Source organism: Bacillus sp. FSL K6-2841, from assembly GCF_037976435.1.
In the GTDB taxonomy this organism is placed as follows: domain Bacteria; phylum Bacillota; class Bacilli; order Bacillales; family Bacillaceae; genus Bacillus; species Bacillus pumilus.
Genome location: NZ_CP150266.1, coordinates 3,379,816 through 3,394,537, shown reverse-complemented (window position 1 = coordinate 3,394,537; position 14,722 = coordinate 3,379,816). Strand labels below are relative to the sequence as shown.

Annotated in this window: 15 protein-coding genes; 12 read left to right on the top strand and 3 right to left on the bottom strand. The window is 41.9% G+C overall.

Features of this window, described 5'->3' with window-relative positions; translation table 11 throughout:
* Positions 1 to 200 precede the first annotated feature (200 nt).
* The gene (locus MHH68_RS17405; RefSeq protein WP_058013382.1) at positions 201 to 341 is read right to left on the bottom strand and encodes an anti-repressor SinI family protein; all 141 of its coding nucleotides are present in this window, start codon (positions 339 to 341) and stop codon (positions 201 to 203) included.
* A gap of 456 nt (positions 342 to 797) precedes the next feature.
* Here MHH68_RS17405 and MHH68_RS17400 point away from each other — a divergent pair, with 456 nt between their 5' ends.
* Both MHH68_RS17400 and MHH68_RS17395 read left to right on the top strand, forming a co-directional pair.
* Positions 798 to 1,181, top strand: coding sequence for a GtrA family protein (locus MHH68_RS17400; protein ID WP_012011676.1), 384 nt, complete (start codon positions 798 to 800; stop codon positions 1,179 to 1,181).
* Between the two features lie 27 nt (positions 1,182 to 1,208).
* Positions 1,209 to 1,466, top strand: a complete 258-nt coding sequence (locus MHH68_RS17395) for a hypothetical protein (protein WP_187704230.1) — start codon at positions 1,209 to 1,211, stop codon at positions 1,464 to 1,466.
* Between the two features lie 35 nt (positions 1,467 to 1,501).
* Here the strand turns inward: MHH68_RS17395 and MHH68_RS17390 are convergent, their stop codons facing one another.
* A complete protein-coding gene (locus tag MHH68_RS17390) occupies positions 1,502 to 2,347 on the bottom strand; it encodes an AraC family transcriptional regulator (RefSeq protein WP_003214606.1) in 846 nt (281 codons plus the stop codon).
* A gap of 175 nt (positions 2,348 to 2,522) precedes the next feature.
* Here MHH68_RS17390 and MHH68_RS17385 point away from each other — a divergent pair, with 175 nt between their 5' ends.
* The 8 genes from MHH68_RS17385 (at position 2,523) to qoxD (ending at position 11,805) form a co-directional block, all read left to right on the top strand.
* The gene (locus MHH68_RS17385; protein WP_339164413.1) at positions 2,523 to 3,707 is read left to right on the top strand and encodes a galactokinase; all 1,185 of its coding nucleotides are present in this window, start codon (positions 2,523 to 2,525) and stop codon (positions 3,705 to 3,707) included.
* Positions 3,707 to 4,699 (top strand): UDP-glucose 4-epimerase GalE, encoded by a 993-nt coding sequence (gene galE, locus MHH68_RS17380; RefSeq protein ID WP_339164411.1) that lies wholly within the window; start codon positions 3,707 to 3,709, stop codon positions 4,697 to 4,699. Before MHH68_RS17385 ends, galE begins: the two co-directional genes overlap by 1 nt.
* Positions 4,700 to 4,733: 34 nt before the next feature.
* Positions 4,734 to 6,260 (top strand): UDP-glucose--hexose-1-phosphate uridylyltransferase, encoded by a 1,527-nt coding sequence (gene galT / locus MHH68_RS17375; RefSeq protein WP_339164410.1) that lies wholly within the window; start codon positions 4,734 to 4,736, stop codon positions 6,258 to 6,260.
* Between the two features lie 4 nt (positions 6,261 to 6,264).
* On the top strand, positions 6,265 to 7,347 hold the full coding sequence (locus MHH68_RS17370; protein ID WP_339164409.1) for an aminopeptidase P family N-terminal domain-containing protein: 1,083 nt from the start codon (positions 6,265 to 6,267) through the stop codon (positions 7,345 to 7,347).
* A 516-nt stretch (positions 7,348 to 7,863) separates the two neighbouring features.
* On the top strand, positions 7,864 to 8,820 hold the full coding sequence (qoxA, locus tag MHH68_RS17365) for a cytochrome aa3 quinol oxidase subunit II (RefSeq protein ID WP_339164407.1): 957 nt from the start codon (positions 7,864 to 7,866) through the stop codon (positions 8,818 to 8,820).
* A 27-nt stretch (positions 8,821 to 8,847) separates the two neighbouring features.
* Positions 8,848 to 10,806 carry a cytochrome aa3 quinol oxidase subunit I gene (gene qoxB / locus MHH68_RS17360; RefSeq protein WP_003215069.1) on the top strand — a complete coding sequence of 653 codons (1,959 nt, stop codon included), beginning with the start codon at positions 8,848 to 8,850 and terminating at the stop codon, positions 10,804 to 10,806.
* Positions 10,806 to 11,423 carry a cytochrome aa3 quinol oxidase subunit III gene (gene qoxC / locus MHH68_RS17355; RefSeq protein WP_003214975.1) on the top strand — a complete coding sequence of 206 codons (618 nt, stop codon included), beginning with the start codon at positions 10,806 to 10,808 and terminating at the stop codon, positions 11,421 to 11,423. Before qoxB ends, qoxC begins: the two co-directional genes overlap by 1 nt.
* A gap of 1 nt (position 11,424) precedes the next feature.
* The gene (qoxD, locus tag MHH68_RS17350; protein ID WP_003215204.1) at positions 11,425 to 11,805 is read left to right on the top strand and encodes a cytochrome aa3 quinol oxidase subunit IV; all 381 of its coding nucleotides are present in this window, start codon (positions 11,425 to 11,427) and stop codon (positions 11,803 to 11,805) included.
* 77 nt (positions 11,806 to 11,882) lie between these two features.
* Here qoxD and MHH68_RS17345 read toward each other — a convergent pair whose 3' ends face one another.
* Entirely contained in the window at positions 11,883 to 12,149 is a 267-nt protein-coding gene (locus MHH68_RS17345) for a spore morphogenesis/germination protein YwcE (protein ID WP_058013387.1), read from the bottom strand.
* 476 nt (positions 12,150 to 12,625) lie between these two features.
* On the opposite strand from MHH68_RS17345, the gene MHH68_RS17340 reads away from it, so the two are divergent.
* Both MHH68_RS17340 and nfsA read left to right on the top strand, forming a co-directional pair.
* Positions 12,626 to 13,837: an FtsW/RodA/SpoVE family cell cycle protein gene (locus MHH68_RS17340; RefSeq protein ID WP_058013388.1), complete on the top strand. Its 1,212-nt coding sequence runs from the start codon at positions 12,626 to 12,628 to the stop codon at positions 13,835 to 13,837.
* Between the two features lie 110 nt (positions 13,838 to 13,947).
* Entirely contained in the window at positions 13,948 to 14,697 is a 750-nt protein-coding gene (gene nfsA, locus MHH68_RS17335; protein WP_058013389.1) for an oxygen-insensitive NADPH nitroreductase, read from the top strand.
* Positions 14,698 to 14,722 lie beyond the last annotated feature (25 nt).

Sequence of the window (14,722 nt, the reverse complement as noted above, 5' to 3'; positions counted from 1 at the left end):
GGCTAAAAAGGGATCATATAAAGAACGGGAAACGGACTGTCCTCCTAATATAGAAAGACAGAACCCCATGAGTGGAAGGGATTGGTATGAAGGGGTGTTCTACTGTAGCGTATCGTCATGAAAGGATTTTCAAAAGGTCAATTGACAAGTCAGAACTTTTAGCCAAAGCAGTCTGAAAGACAAAGGATAACGGCGTTGATTTACGGTTTGTTTATCATCTTCTGATCACCGTTGGATGTTAAAAAAGCTTGTATTTCTTCGATGGCTAGTCCCATTTTTTTCGCTTCCTGAATCAAATAAACCCACTCTTCGTCAACTCTTCTTTTCACTTGCGTATCCATAATATCCTCCAGTTCAATAAGACATATTCATCTGCAACCAATGACTTGAACAAACCGTCTAGTAACTGTACGTGTGGATGAAAACAGCGCAAAATAGATTTTGTCGAAAAATGATGACATTTAACCTATTTTGTAAAATCTATCACCTACCACGTTCCTAAAAAAATGACTAAAAAACCCATAAATATTGATTTCTTACTTCTAATAATAAACAATTGTAAAGTCAGTTAAAAGATTATAAATTAAAATAATGAAAAAGACCTAAAACATTTGGCTTATATAAACCAATTAGGTTGACATTTGCCATCGAGTAGAACAAATTTCATCTGTGCAGGACGTACATATTGTTCGTTTGGGAAGTTCTTCTCAAGATGGTATTCTAAAAGAAACAGAAACCACCAAGAAGGAATGAAGAAAGACATGTATAGCCTTTTTCAAAAGTATCAAGAAGTTGTCATGTATCTTGTGATGGGTGTGTGTACAACCATCGTCAACATAGTCAGCTTCTACTTATTCGTTGAGATGTTTTCCATGGATTATAAAACAGCTACAGTTGTTTCATGGGTATTTGCTGTTCTCTTTGCTTATATCACCAATAAGAAGTATGTCTTCAAGCAAAAGGCTCGTGATACGAAAAGCCTTATGCGTGAGCTTTCTTCATTTTTTAGTGTTCGTCTCATGTCTCTCGGTGTAGATCTAGGGTTGATGATTTTATTTGTGAGCCAAATGGCGCTCAATGAAACTGTCGCAAAAATTCTTGTCAACTTTGTGATTGTGGTCGTGAATTATGTCGCCAGCAAATGGTTCGTCTTCAAGAAAACAAAAGAAGATGCGATTTAACACATGAAAAAAGATAGGTGATGTGAAATGAGCAGCAGGCCAGACGAATTATATGATGTCATATATCAGCAAACAGAAAAGCAGCATGAACAAGTGCTGAGGCTAGTCAAAGAAATGACCGCACATCCAGAAGCGTTTTCGGAACAAGAAAAGGAAAAGATCAACCGAATGGACATTGCGCTTCAAACAGCAACGGACATTTTGGAAAACTTAATGACACCTGACACGCAAATGACCATTGTTTTAAGACAAGGGAGAATTCATGTTGATCTGATGAAAGCGTAAAAGAAGCAGCCAATTGTGAAAGCGGCTGCTTTTTATTATGCATCGCTTGTTTCCCGCAGTTGCTTTGGAGACATGCCGATTTTCTTTCGAAAGACTTTATTCAAGTAATTCGCATTTCTGTAGCCGCACTGTATGGCGATTTCTTCAATCGAGTATTTTGTTGTTTTCAATAACGTTTCCGCCTTTTCTAACCGAATATTGGTTAGATAGTGAATAGGTGTGAAGCCAGTGGCCTTTTTGAATTCCCTTGTAAAATGACTTTTGGATAAACGTGCCGCAGCTGCCATATCGTCTGGGCCAATTTCCTCGTGAAAATGATGGCTGGCAAACAAGGCAGCTTGAACGATGGGCTCGGGCCATTTCTCCATTTGTCCCTCAAGCTTTGGCAAATATGAATACAGTTCCATGACAAATTGATAAGCAAGGCTAGACCCCTCAAATGGATTGGTAATCCGTCTTTCACTGGCTTCATCATAAATGGTCTTGAGCAGGCGGATCGGTCTGGAATTCGGATGAAAACGCATGACCTGCTTTCCTTGGTCAATAAATTGGTCAAAGCAAAGATCGCAGGCTTCCCCGTAAAGCGTTAAATAGAGAAATTCCCAATGCTCACTGTCTTCTGGAAAATAATATTGGTAGGCACTTGGGCTTTTCACGAGAAAGGCCTGACCGGGCAATACTTTGAAACGTTTCTCTCCGATTTCAATCATGCCATGTCCAGACAGTGTGAGCTGAAAGATGCACTTGCCTTGATCCTTCCGCTCCACGCCATTCCAGCTATATAACGAAGAAGATTGAACTTCCCAGCCAACAGACCAGATTTGTGCCGGCAATGTCACATCAGAATGGTGAAAACGAAATGCAAATGCTTCTTTCTTCAAATTGGAAACCCTCCTTCACAGCAAAAAACAACCTTTTTCTATTTAGAATCATGTTACACCTCATATCACATCGTACCATTCACAGCAAAAAAAGGGTATTTTTTAACGATTTTTTTACCATTGAACTGATGCTCCTGGGACAACTAAAATAAAAGTATCAGAAGAGAAAAGGGGAATGGATATGATCGATACGTTACGCGCGGCATTTCACCAGCAATTTGGAGATAGGGAAGAACTTCACTATTTTTTTGCCCCAGGAAGAGTGAACTTGATTGGTGAACATACAGATTACAATGGAGGACATGTGTTTCCGTGCGCGCTTACTCTCGGAACGTATGCTGCCTGTGCAAAGCGTTCAGATGGCCGCGTGAGAATGTATTCCTTGAACTTTGATCGCGATGGTGTGAAAGAATTCAATCTTTTTGAAATCGCTTACGTAGAGTCGGACGGCTGGGCAAATTATCCGAAGGGTGTGTTCAAGCAGTTTATAGAAGCAGGAATGAGGATAGAAGATGGCTTTGACATTGTGTATAGCGGCAATATTCCAAATGGCGCAGGTCTGTCTTCCTCTGCCTCTATAGAGCTTGTCACCGCTGTTCTCATCAATGAATGGCATTCATTCAGCGTTTCAAATGTCGATCTTGCTCTTCTTTCACAGCGTGCAGAGAATGAATTTATTGGTGTCAATTGCGGGATCATGGATCAGTTTTCGATTGCCCTTGGAAAAGAAGATCACGCCATTTTGCTCAATTGTGACACACTTGCCTTTGAATATAGTCCGTTTCGGCAAGAGGGACTGTCGCTTGTCATCGCCAATACAAACAAAAAACGGACACTGGCTGATTCCAAATACAATGAGCGCCGGGCAGAATGTCAATCCGCTTTACATGATCTTCAGAAAGAAATCGACATTGCCCACTTATGTGAGCTCACTGCGAATGAATTTGCAGAGCTTGCCCACTTGATTGAAGATGACAACTGCCGCAAACGAGCAGGACATGTCGTGACGGAAAATGAGCGGACGATGAAAGCAGTAAATTTTTTGAAAGATGATAAAATGGAAGAACTAGGTGGGCTTATGAAGGCTTCTCATCTTTCTTTAAAGAATGATTATGAAGTAACAGGACTTGAACTAGATGCCCTGGCTGAAGCAGCTTGGCAGCACCCGGGGACGATTGGCTCTCGTATGACAGGTGCAGGCTTTGGCGGATGTACGATCAGCATAGTGAAAGAAGAGCTGCTAGATTCATTTATAGAAGAAACTGGTGCGTTATATCAAGAGAAAACAGGTATTCAAGCCTCTTTTTACACAGCTGGAATTGGAGGCGGCGCAAGAGAACTCACAAAGGGGGAAGTGTGATGACAATTTTAGTTTGTGGAGGAGCAGGTTACATAGGCAGTCATGCGGTAGCGGCTCTTTTAGCGAAAGGCGAACGAGTAGTGGTAGTGGATAATTTGCAGACAGGCCACAAAGAAGCTGTTTTGGAAGGAGCTGTCTTAGAGGAGGGAGATTTACGAGATCACGCCTTTTTAAGACAGGTGTTCAAAAGGCATCAAATAGAAGCGGTCATGCACTTTGCTGCAGATTCACTTGTTGGGGAGAGTGTAACAGACCCGCTTAAGTACTATGACAACAACGTCGTCGGAGCAACTGCTTTACTACAAGTCATGAATGAATTTGATGTGAAACACATCGTCTTTTCTTCAACTGCTGCTACATACGGTGAACCGAAGCGGGTGCCGATCGTTGAAACGGATGAAACGAACCCAACGAATCCTTATGGAGAAACGAAACTAGCGATTGAAAAAATGCTGAAGTGGTCTGAAGAAGCGTATGGAATAGAATACGTGGTTCTTCGCTACTTTAATGTAGCTGGTGCCCATACAGAAGGACTTGTCGGAGAGGATCATCAGCCTGAGACGCATCTCATTCCAATTATTCTGCAAGTTGCTTTAGGAAAAAGAGATCAAATCATGATTTACGGTGATGATTATGAGACAGAGGATGGCACGTGTATTAGAGATTACATTCATGTGATGGACTTAGTAGAGGCACACATCTTAGCCGTTGACCGGCTGCGTGCTGGAAAAGGCAGTGCGACCTACAATTTAGGGAATGGAACAGGGTTCTCCGTGAAGCAGGTCGTAGAAGCTGTTAGAAAAGTCACGGGGCATGCTATCCCGGCACAAATGGCAAAAAGGCGTGCGGGAGATCCAGCAAAGCTGATTGCTTCTTCTGAAAAAGCGCTGCAAGAATTGGGATGGACACCTCAATATGCTGACCTTCACACGATCATTCAAAGTGCGTGGGATTGGTTTCAGAAGCACCCAAATGGCTATCAAAGTGAATAAAACGTAAAGGCAGGCAAGAGAGGGGACTGAGGGAATGGCGATTGATATTTTTGAAAAGCTGGAACAGCTGATTCAATACGGAATTAATAAAGAGCTGATAACATCACTAGATATCGAATATACGAGAAATCGACTGCTTGAGGTGCTCAGGCTCGATGAAGCGGAAGCAAGAACAGTTTCAGTCTCAGTAGAAGAAGACCTTGAAGACATCTTAATGCCGATGCTCGATTGGGCAGTAGAAACAGGACTTATCCCTGAGGGGACGGATACGTATCGTGATTTACTAGATGCGAAAATCATGGGCTGTTTGGTGGCACCTCCAAGTGTCATCTATGCGAAGTTTGAGGAAAAACGTCAGCAGGGAGGACCGAAGGCAGCTACGAGCTGGTTCTATGAAATGCAGCAGCATGCCCACTACATTCATACAGGCAGGATTGCCAAAAATGTACAGTGGTTTACATCAACAGACGATGGCGTGCTGGAGATCACCATTAATCTATCAAAGCCAGAAAAAGACCCTAAAGCCATCGCTCAAGCGAAGAAGCTCAGTCAAAAGCAATATCCTCTTTGTCTCCTTTGTAAAGAAAACGTAGGATTCGAGGGGCGGATTAACCATCCAGCGAGACAGAATCATCGGATTATTCCTGTGACACTCTCAGGTGAATCGTGGTTTCTGCAATTTTCACCTTATGTGTATTACAACGAGCACTGCATAGTGTTCAAAGGCAAACATGAGCCAATGAGCATCACCAAAGAGACCTTTGAACGACTGCTTTCCTTCATATCTATATACCCGCACTATTTCATCGGGTCGAACGCCGACCTTCCGATTGTCGGAGGCAGTATATTAAGTCATGACCATTTTCAGGGTGGTGCCCATGAATTTCCGATGGCAAAAGCAGAGATGGAAGAGGTTTTTTCTCTCAACGCCTTTCCAGATGTGCAAGCTGGTATTGTGAAATGGCCGATGTCTGTGATCCGCCTTCGAAGCAGTGAGCGGCAGCCGCTCGCAGATGCAGCAGACTTTATCTTACATGAGTGGAAACTGTATTCAGATGAAGAGGTGGGGGTCATCGCTCATACAGGAGAGACTCCTCACAATACCGTCACACCTATTGCGCGGCGCCACGGGGATGCCTATGAATTAGATTTAGTGCTGCGTAATAACCGTACAGACAAGCAGCACCCGGACGGCATTTTCCATCCGCACGAAGAAGTCCACCATATTAAAAAAGAGAATATCGGATTAATTGAAGTCATGGGCCTTGCTGTGCTTCCTGGTAGATTAGCAGAGGAATTAAGCCAATTAAAAGAGGCTTTGCTATCTGAAAGCCCACTTGAAGAAATCAAAGCCCGGCCTGCGATCATGAAGCACGAGACTTGGGCAAAGCGGCTGCTTGAAGAGAACGCCTTTACAGAGGAGAATACCGAAACCATTTTACAAAAAGAAATCGGCATTATTTTTTCTCGAATTCTCTCCCAAGCAGGTGTGTTTAAAAGAACTGAGCAAGGGAAAACAGCTTTTAACCGTTTCATTCAAACACTTCAAACAGGCAGGTGATTAGATGATTGAACAAGTAAGAGAGCTAATGGAAGAAAAGCAGCTCGATGGTGTTTTGATTCAAAAGCGAAATAACTTCTCCTGGCTCACAGGCGGAAGAAGGAATCACATTGTGTTAAATACGCCAGAGGGCGTGTGTCAGCTGCTCGTCTTAAAAGACGACCTCGTTCTCATTGTGAATCAAATGGAAGAAAAGCGGATCATTGAAGAAGAAATGGCGCACGTCGATCATCCGTATCAAGTGGTCACAATGGATTGGTATGAGGATGAGGCCCCATACATTCAAGAACTCGCAAAAGGTAAACGAATTGGGACGGATATTCAAATGGATGGATTCGAATGGATTGAACCGAATTTGTCGCATGTCCGCTCGATCCTTAGTGCCTCACAGCTCAGACAATATGAAACGCTTTGTCATGAAACAGCGGTCATTGTAGAAAGTATCTGTCAAGAAATCGTTCCAGGGCAGACCGAGCACGAAATTGCTTCGCTTGTTGCCAAAAGAGCTATTGCGCAAGGGATGACGATAGAGGTTCTGCTTGTGGCAACGGATGACCGGATTCATCAATACCGTCACCCGATTCCAACAGATAAATCTCTTCAAAAGCACGCGCTTGTTGTTCTCTGCGCGGAGCGGCACGGGCTCGTTGCAAATGTCACAAGGTCTGTTTACTTTGGTCAGCTTCCGAAGGAGCTTGAAGAGAACAAAGAGCGACTAGCACGAATTGACACGGTCATGAATGCCGCCACACGTCCTGGGAAAACATTAGGTGATGTTTTGAAAGCAGGTATTGCTCAGTACGAAAAAGAGGGTTTCCCTGATAGCTGGAAAAAGCTTCATCAAGGGGGCAAGACGGGATTTGTATCTAGGGAAATCATTGCCGTTCCCTCATCGAAGGGAGAAATTCAGCTGCATCAAGTGTTTACATGGAACCCTTCGTTGCCTGGACTGAAATCAGAGGATACGATTGTTGTAGAAAAAGAGGGCAATCGCTTTTTAACGTATACAGGCAAGTGGACGTACATGGACATTGAACATGAAGGGAAGATCTATAGACGACCTGACATCTTAGTGAGGGATGAATAAATGCAGAGTGCCGGCGCTGAGCCGGTTTTTTGCTGGAAGTCTTTAGCGAGATTCCACTAATTCAGCATCATTACCAATTCTTACAGCGTATACACAGAGGATCGATACTTTCTTTTCTTGTGAACTTGCGTTAAAATGAGTAAGGTTTTTGTTAAATATGGGGATGCCTATTTCGAAATTGTTTACCTAGATAAAATTTCATTAAGTTAAATTGAAATTTGACCAAACTTTTTTATTGTGGTAAACCTAAATTTGACAAAGTTCTTGATTGTTTGTCCTTTGCCTTCAACTCTCAACTTTTCAAAATCCTAGAAATTTATTGTGTGTGCAATAATATAAATTTATGTCGAATTTATGACATTTTAATAGAAATCTGTTGAAAAATAAATGAACTTTTTAAAAAAGGGAAGCTAACTCTAACAGATTTTGATAGCATTACAAAGGGAAGAAAAGTTTTCGAAGGCAGATGGCTTTTCACAATTATTCAGCAATTTATACATTATCTAAGGAAGGATGGTGATCTTCTTGTTCAGAGCCATTAAACCTATGCTTTTATTAGCGATGCTCGTGAGTGTTTTTTTATTAGGAGGTTGCAGCAATATCGCTGTTTTAGATCCTAAAGGACCTGTCGCAGCACAACAAAAAGACTTAATCCTTTTATCCATCGGATTCATGCTCTTTATCGTTGGTGCGGTATTTGTACTGTTTACCATCATTTTGGTTAAATACCGTGAGCGTAAGGACGTTGGAAACGCCTCTTATAACCCAGAACTACACGGGAATACGCTTCTAGAAGTTGTCTGGACAGTGATCCCAATATTAATCGTTGCTGCCCTTTCAGTTCCAACTGTAAAAACAATTTACTCTTTGGAAGAGGCACCTCAAGCAACAAGCCATAAAGATCCTCTTGTCGTTTATGCTACAGCTGTTGATTGGAAATGGATCTTCAGCTATCCAGAGGAAAATATTGAGACAGTGAACTACTTAAACATTCCAAAAGATCAGCCGATTTTATTCAAAATCACTTCTGCTGATACAATGGCATCACTATGGATTCCTCAGCTAGGCGGGGAGAAGTATGCGATGGCTGGAATGGAGATGGAACAATATCTTCAAGCTGATCAAGTTGGCACATATGAAGGAAGAAACGCCAACTTCACAGGCGAAGGCTTTGCTCAGCAAAAATTCAAAGTCAATGCGATGACGCAGTCTGACTATGATAAATGGGTAAGCAAATCGAAAAAAGAAGCACCGAAGTTAACGAAGAAAACGTATGACTACTTGATGCTTCCTGATGCTGCAGATGTGCAGACATTCTCATCAACACATTTATCCTTTGCGAAGCATGGAGAGGATTCTGAATACGCACTCCAAGCACGCAAACGTTTAGGTTACCAATCAGTTTCTCCGCATTCCAAAACAGATCCTTTCGAGAATGTGAAGAACTATAAAAGAAAACTAGATAATGAATAAACTGACTAAGGAAAGGAGGAGGCCGTTATGCATTTGAAATGGGATGAGTTTTTTGTAACTGGAGACCCATTAATTCTTGGTGCGCAAATTTCTATCGCTCTTACTTCCATTGCTATCGTGTTTGTTTTAACCTACTTTAAAAAGTGGAAATGGCTCTGGAAAGAATGGCTAACATCAGTTGATCATAAAAAGCTTGGGATCATGTATATCCTTGCTGCTGTGATTATGTTCTTCCGCGGTGGGGTAGACGGACTGATGATGCGCGCACAGCTGGCGCTTCCTAATAATACGTTTTTAGATTCCAACCACTATAATGAAATATTCACAACGCATGGTACGATCATGATTCTATTCATGGCGATGCCATTTTTAATTGGTTTAATTAACGTCGTTGTTCCTCTTCAAATTGGTGCACGTGACGTTGCATTCCCTTATTTGAACAACCTGAGCTTCTGGACATTTATGGTCGGAGCGATGCTGTTCAACATTTCCTTCGTAATTGGAGGATCACCAAGTGCAGGCTGGACGAGTTACATGCCGCTCGCCGGAAATGATTTCTCACCAGGACCTGGACAGAACTATTACTTGCTCGGGCTCCAAATTGCAGGTATTGGTACACTTATGACTGGTATTAACTTCATGGTGACCATTTTAAAAATGCGTACAAAAGGTATGACGCTTATGCGTATGCCAATGTTTACATGGACAACATTGATCACGTCTGTCATCATCGTATTCGCATTCCCTGTACTAACAGTTGCTTTAGCACTTATGACATTTGATCGTTTATTCGGTTCTGCATTCTTTACACTCGAAGCAGGCGGTATGCCAATGCTTTGGGCGAACCTTTTCTGGATTTGGGGACATCCTGAGGTATATATCGTGATCCTGCCGGCTTTCGGTATTTTCTCAGAAATCTTTGCGACGTTCTCAAGAAAACAGTTGTTTGGTTACAAAGCGATGGTTGTATCGATTGTGGCAATCTCTGTTCTTAGTTTCCTTGTGTGGGTTCACCACTTCTTTACAATGGGGAACAGTGCAGCGGTTAACTCATTCTTCTCGATTACAACAATGGCGATTTCTGTACCAACAGGTGTGAAAATCTTTAACTGGCTCTTTACAATGTATCGAGGCCGTATCAGCTTTACTTCACCAATGCTTTGGGCACTTGGTTTCATCCCGAACTTCGTTATCGGTGGTGTCACTGGGGTTATGCTTGCGATGGCAGCTGCGGATTACCAGTACCATAATACGTACTTCCTTGTATCCCACTTCCACTATGTATTAATCGCAGGTACTGTCTTTGCTTGTTTTGCTGGTCTTGTTTTCTGGTATCCAAAAATGTTTGGTTACAAGTTAAACGAAAGAATCGGCAAATGGTTCTTCTGGGTATTCATGATCGGATTTAACATCTGTTTCTTCCCGCAGTACTTCTTAGGACTGCAAGGAATGCCAAGACGTATTTATACGTATGGACCAGAAGATGGCTGGACTGCACTAAACTTTATTTCAACAATTGGTGCATTTATGATGGGTGTCGGATTCATCATCCTTTGCTACAACATTTACTACAGCTGGAGACACGCGAAGCGTGAAGTGTCTGGAGACAGCTGGGGAGAAGGACGTACTCTTGACTGGGCAACATCTTCTGCAATTCCGCCGCATTATAACTTTGCAGCACTTCCAGAAGTGACAACACCAGATGCATTCCATCATTGGAAGCAAAACAATGTAGACGTTCATCCTGAGAAAGAATTCAAGAAAATTCACATGCCGCACAATTCAGGCAGACCGCTTATCATGTCTGCATTCTTCGGACTTGGAGCATTCGGTCTTGTATTTGAATGGTACTGGATTGGCGTTATTGGCTTAATCGGTGTATTCGCAACAATGATTTTACGTTCATTTGAATATGACGATGGCTACTATATTCCTGTTGAAGAAGTGATTGAAACAGAGAAAAAGAATAAGGAGGCGCAGAAGTAATGGGACATAATGATAGCAGCTATGCAAATGCACCGCTTGAATATCAGTCTGAAACGGGACGTTTAAACATCCTTGGTTTCTGGATATTCCTTGGCGCGGAAATCGTGTTATTCTCAACACTTTTTGCGACCTACTTTGTTCTTCATGGCAGAACAGCTGGCGGCGTTTTACCAGCTGAGCTGTTTGATATGAAGCTTGTATTGATCATGACATTCCTGCTATTGGTTAGTTCATTTACATGTGGGATTGCTGTTCATGAAATGCGTCGTGGAAGTACAAAAGGGGTTGTCATTTGGACGATTCTCACACTGCTTCTAGGTGCAGGCTTTGTTGGCTTTGAGATTTTCGAGTTCTTCCATTATGTACACGAGGGTGCGAGCATCCATACAAGTGCGTATTGGTCTGCATTCTTTGTACTCTTAGGAACTCACGGACTACACGTATCCATCGGTATCTTCTGGATTACCGGGGTCTTGTTCCAAATTAAAAAACGTGGATTAACTCCACAAACAGCATCGAAGATTTTTATCTCAAGTCTATACTGGCATTTCCTTGATGTAGTATGGATTTTCATCTTCACAGCTGTTTACTTGATCGGATTAGGGGGGCTTTTGTGATATGGCTGGAAAAACAAATTCCTCAGCAGAGCACGAACACTTCCCTTGGAAACACGTAGTTGGCTTCATCCTATCCATCGTGCTAACGATCTTAGCATTCTGGATTGCTATTGGAGCTGAAATTGGCAGTTCTGCAAAACTATGGATTATCTTTGGTTTTGCTTTCATTCAAGCGTTCTTGCAGCTATTCATGTTTATGCACATGACAGAAAGCGAGAACGGAACTGTTCAAGTCGGAAATACATTGTTTGGTCTGTTTTGTGCGATTATCTTCGTTATCGGATCTGTTTGGATCTTTGCGGCTCACTACAGCCACGGAGAGAACAGCAAAGACGGTTATTCACCTTCTGCGCCAAAGCAATCTGAGCATTCAGAGAAATAATAAAAAACCACTCATCTCTTAAAGGTGAGTGGTTTTTATCATGATGTTGATAACGCCTCCAATAAGTGGTGCGTTGTTTATCTGGTGCTGCTGAATCTTTTGCGAATGAATGGAAGTCCATAAATGAGGAACGCTGCAACGTGTGCCAAAATGACGTTAATGGCAAAGAATGCGATCATGAAGGTATGTCCTGCTGGAGATAAACTGCTTGTCATGTAAAGACCGAAGAAAATCCACATAATCATAATAGGTGGAATAGAAGCTAGTGCAATTTTTCTGTTTTCAAGCCATAAAAACAGGGGTGTAGCCGTTGCAATACATAGGTACGCAAAGAACATATCCATCGTATCCAACTCCTTTGTAAGTTGATGTTCAATTCAAATGAGAGGTCAGGATGCAATTGTGTCTGTTTTTAGGAGATATTGTGAACATTTTGTTACAAGTATTATACCACAATTGACTTTGAAGTAAACGCAATAATTGGAAAATGGGCCTTATTCCGTAGAAGGTGGCTTTTTCTTTTTCTCTTCGTACAGCTTATGCTGGTTTAATAATTGCTTGTCATATCGCCACATAGGTCATTGAATTTTCCCCTTAATATCTGTAAAATAATCTTTTTAAAGGACTCATGATCGGTTGAATGAAAAGAGTATAGAGGAATTTTTTCCTATTGTTAGGATGAAAAGTATTTCATTTTTTTAAAAATGATTGGAACCTTTCGGATGTATCTTCCGTCATATTTAAGGTGAGTTGCTTTTGTGAAAATTTCAATCTAATATAAATAAGGGCTTTTATGTTTTGTAATAAGGGTGGTTAGTTCATGAACAAGCAGAATACATCTCCATACTATCAAGGGGATTTAATTTTTATATTTTTAGCCTTCTTTGCCATTAGTGTCATTGCGATTTATGCTGCGGGTCAATTTGGGCAGTATGGATCTAATGCATGGACGAGGCAGATCATTTACTACATGGTCGGCGTTATATGTATTGTAGCCATAAATTACTTTGATTTGGAGCAATTAGAGAAGCTAAGTCTTTATATTTTTATAGGCGGCATCCTGTTGTTACTTTTTCTGAAAGTCGCTCCTGCGCAAATCGGAGGTCATGATTTTGCTCCAATTAAAAACGGTGCAAAAAGCTGGTTTGTGATACCGGGGATTGGGACACTTCAGCCCTCAGAGTTCATGAAAATTGGTTTGATTATGATGCTTGCATCTGTCATCGGCAAGTCAAGCCCTAGAGGAAAACGGACATTAGAAGACGATATCTTCCTACTATTAAAAATTGCCGGTGTAGCAGCTGTTCCAGTTGGACTGATTTTCTTACAGGATGCAGGTACGGCAGCTGTCTGTATGTTTATTGTCGTTGTGATGGTGTTTTTATCAGGGGTCAATTGGAAGCTGATTTCTCTCATCGGTTCTGTGGTTGTGCTTTTAGTTGCCGCTGTGTTAGCCGTGATCATTCTCTTCCCTGATGTTGCAAAAACAATCGGCATTCAGCAGTATCAAATTAACCGGATTACCGCTTGGCTGCCTGATAGCTCTACATCAGCCAATCAGGCGCAGACTCAGGATGCGTCTGGGTCTGATAAATATCAAGTAGACCAGGCCATTATGGCTATCGGTGCTGGACAGATTTTTGGGAATGGAGTTAAAAACTTAAAAGTCTATGTCCCAGAAGCACAAACAGATATGATTTTCTCCATTATAGGAGAAGCGTTTGGCTTTATTGGCTGTGCGTTTGTTGTGATCATGTTCTTCTTCTTGATCTATCGGCTTGTCGTACTGATTGACCGTATCCATCCTTATAGCCGATTTGCGTCATTCTTCTGTGTAGGATATACAGCACTTATTGTAATCCATACGTTCCAGAACATTGGGATGAACATCGGCGTAATGCCTGTAACAGGGATTCCGCTCCTATTTATCAGCTTCGGAGGAAGCTCTGTTTTATCTGTTCTCATTGGATTCGGAATTGCTTATAACGCAAGTGTTCAATTAACGAAATACCAAAGTTATTTATTTAAATAAAACGGGTAAGGGCAGTCTAAGCATAGACTGTCTTTTTTCATTCGAGTTTTAATTTTTGAAAAGCCATATGTCTTTGTCTTATGATAGTAGAAGTGAAGGAGGTCTTCGAATTGAACAAAACGATAGAAACGATATTAAATCATCGGTCCATCCGTTCGTTTACAGACGAGCGTTTGTCCGAAGAAGAGGTGCTGACACTCATTAAAAGTGCACAGGCTGCTTCGACATCAAGCTATGTACAGGCGTACAGTATTATTGGTGTGACAAATCAAGAGAAGAAGGCCAAGCTTGCTGAACTGGCTGGTAATCAGCCATACGTTGAGAAGAATGGGCATTTCTTTGTCTTCTGTGCAGACTTGAAACGCCATGATGATATTGCAAAAAAAGCAGGGAAGAATCATCAGGAGGCGCTTGAGAATACAGAAGCCTTTCTCATTAGCGTCATTGATACGGCGCTCGCTGCGCAAAATATGAGTATAGCCGCAGAATCAATGGGACTTGGGATCTGCTATATTGGCGGTCTGCGCAATCAACTGAGAGAAGTCTCTGATTTGCTTGAAACACCATCATATGTGCTGCCGTTATTTGGTCTGGTTGTCGGACATCCAGCGAGTCAATCGTCACAAAAGGAACGGCTGCCAGTTGAACTCATTTATCATGAAAATTCATATCAGCAAGATGAAACGCATGTGGATCGTTATTTAAAAGAATACGATGACCGTATTTCATCATATTATGAAGAACGGACAAACGGAGAGAGAACCGATACTTGGTCTAAGCAGATGCTTCGCGGCTTTAGTCAGCCAAAGCGTGCCTTCCTTGGAGAATTTGTGAAAGAGAAGGGCTTTAATCGAAAATAAATAAGACATCCCCCTTTCGATGGAG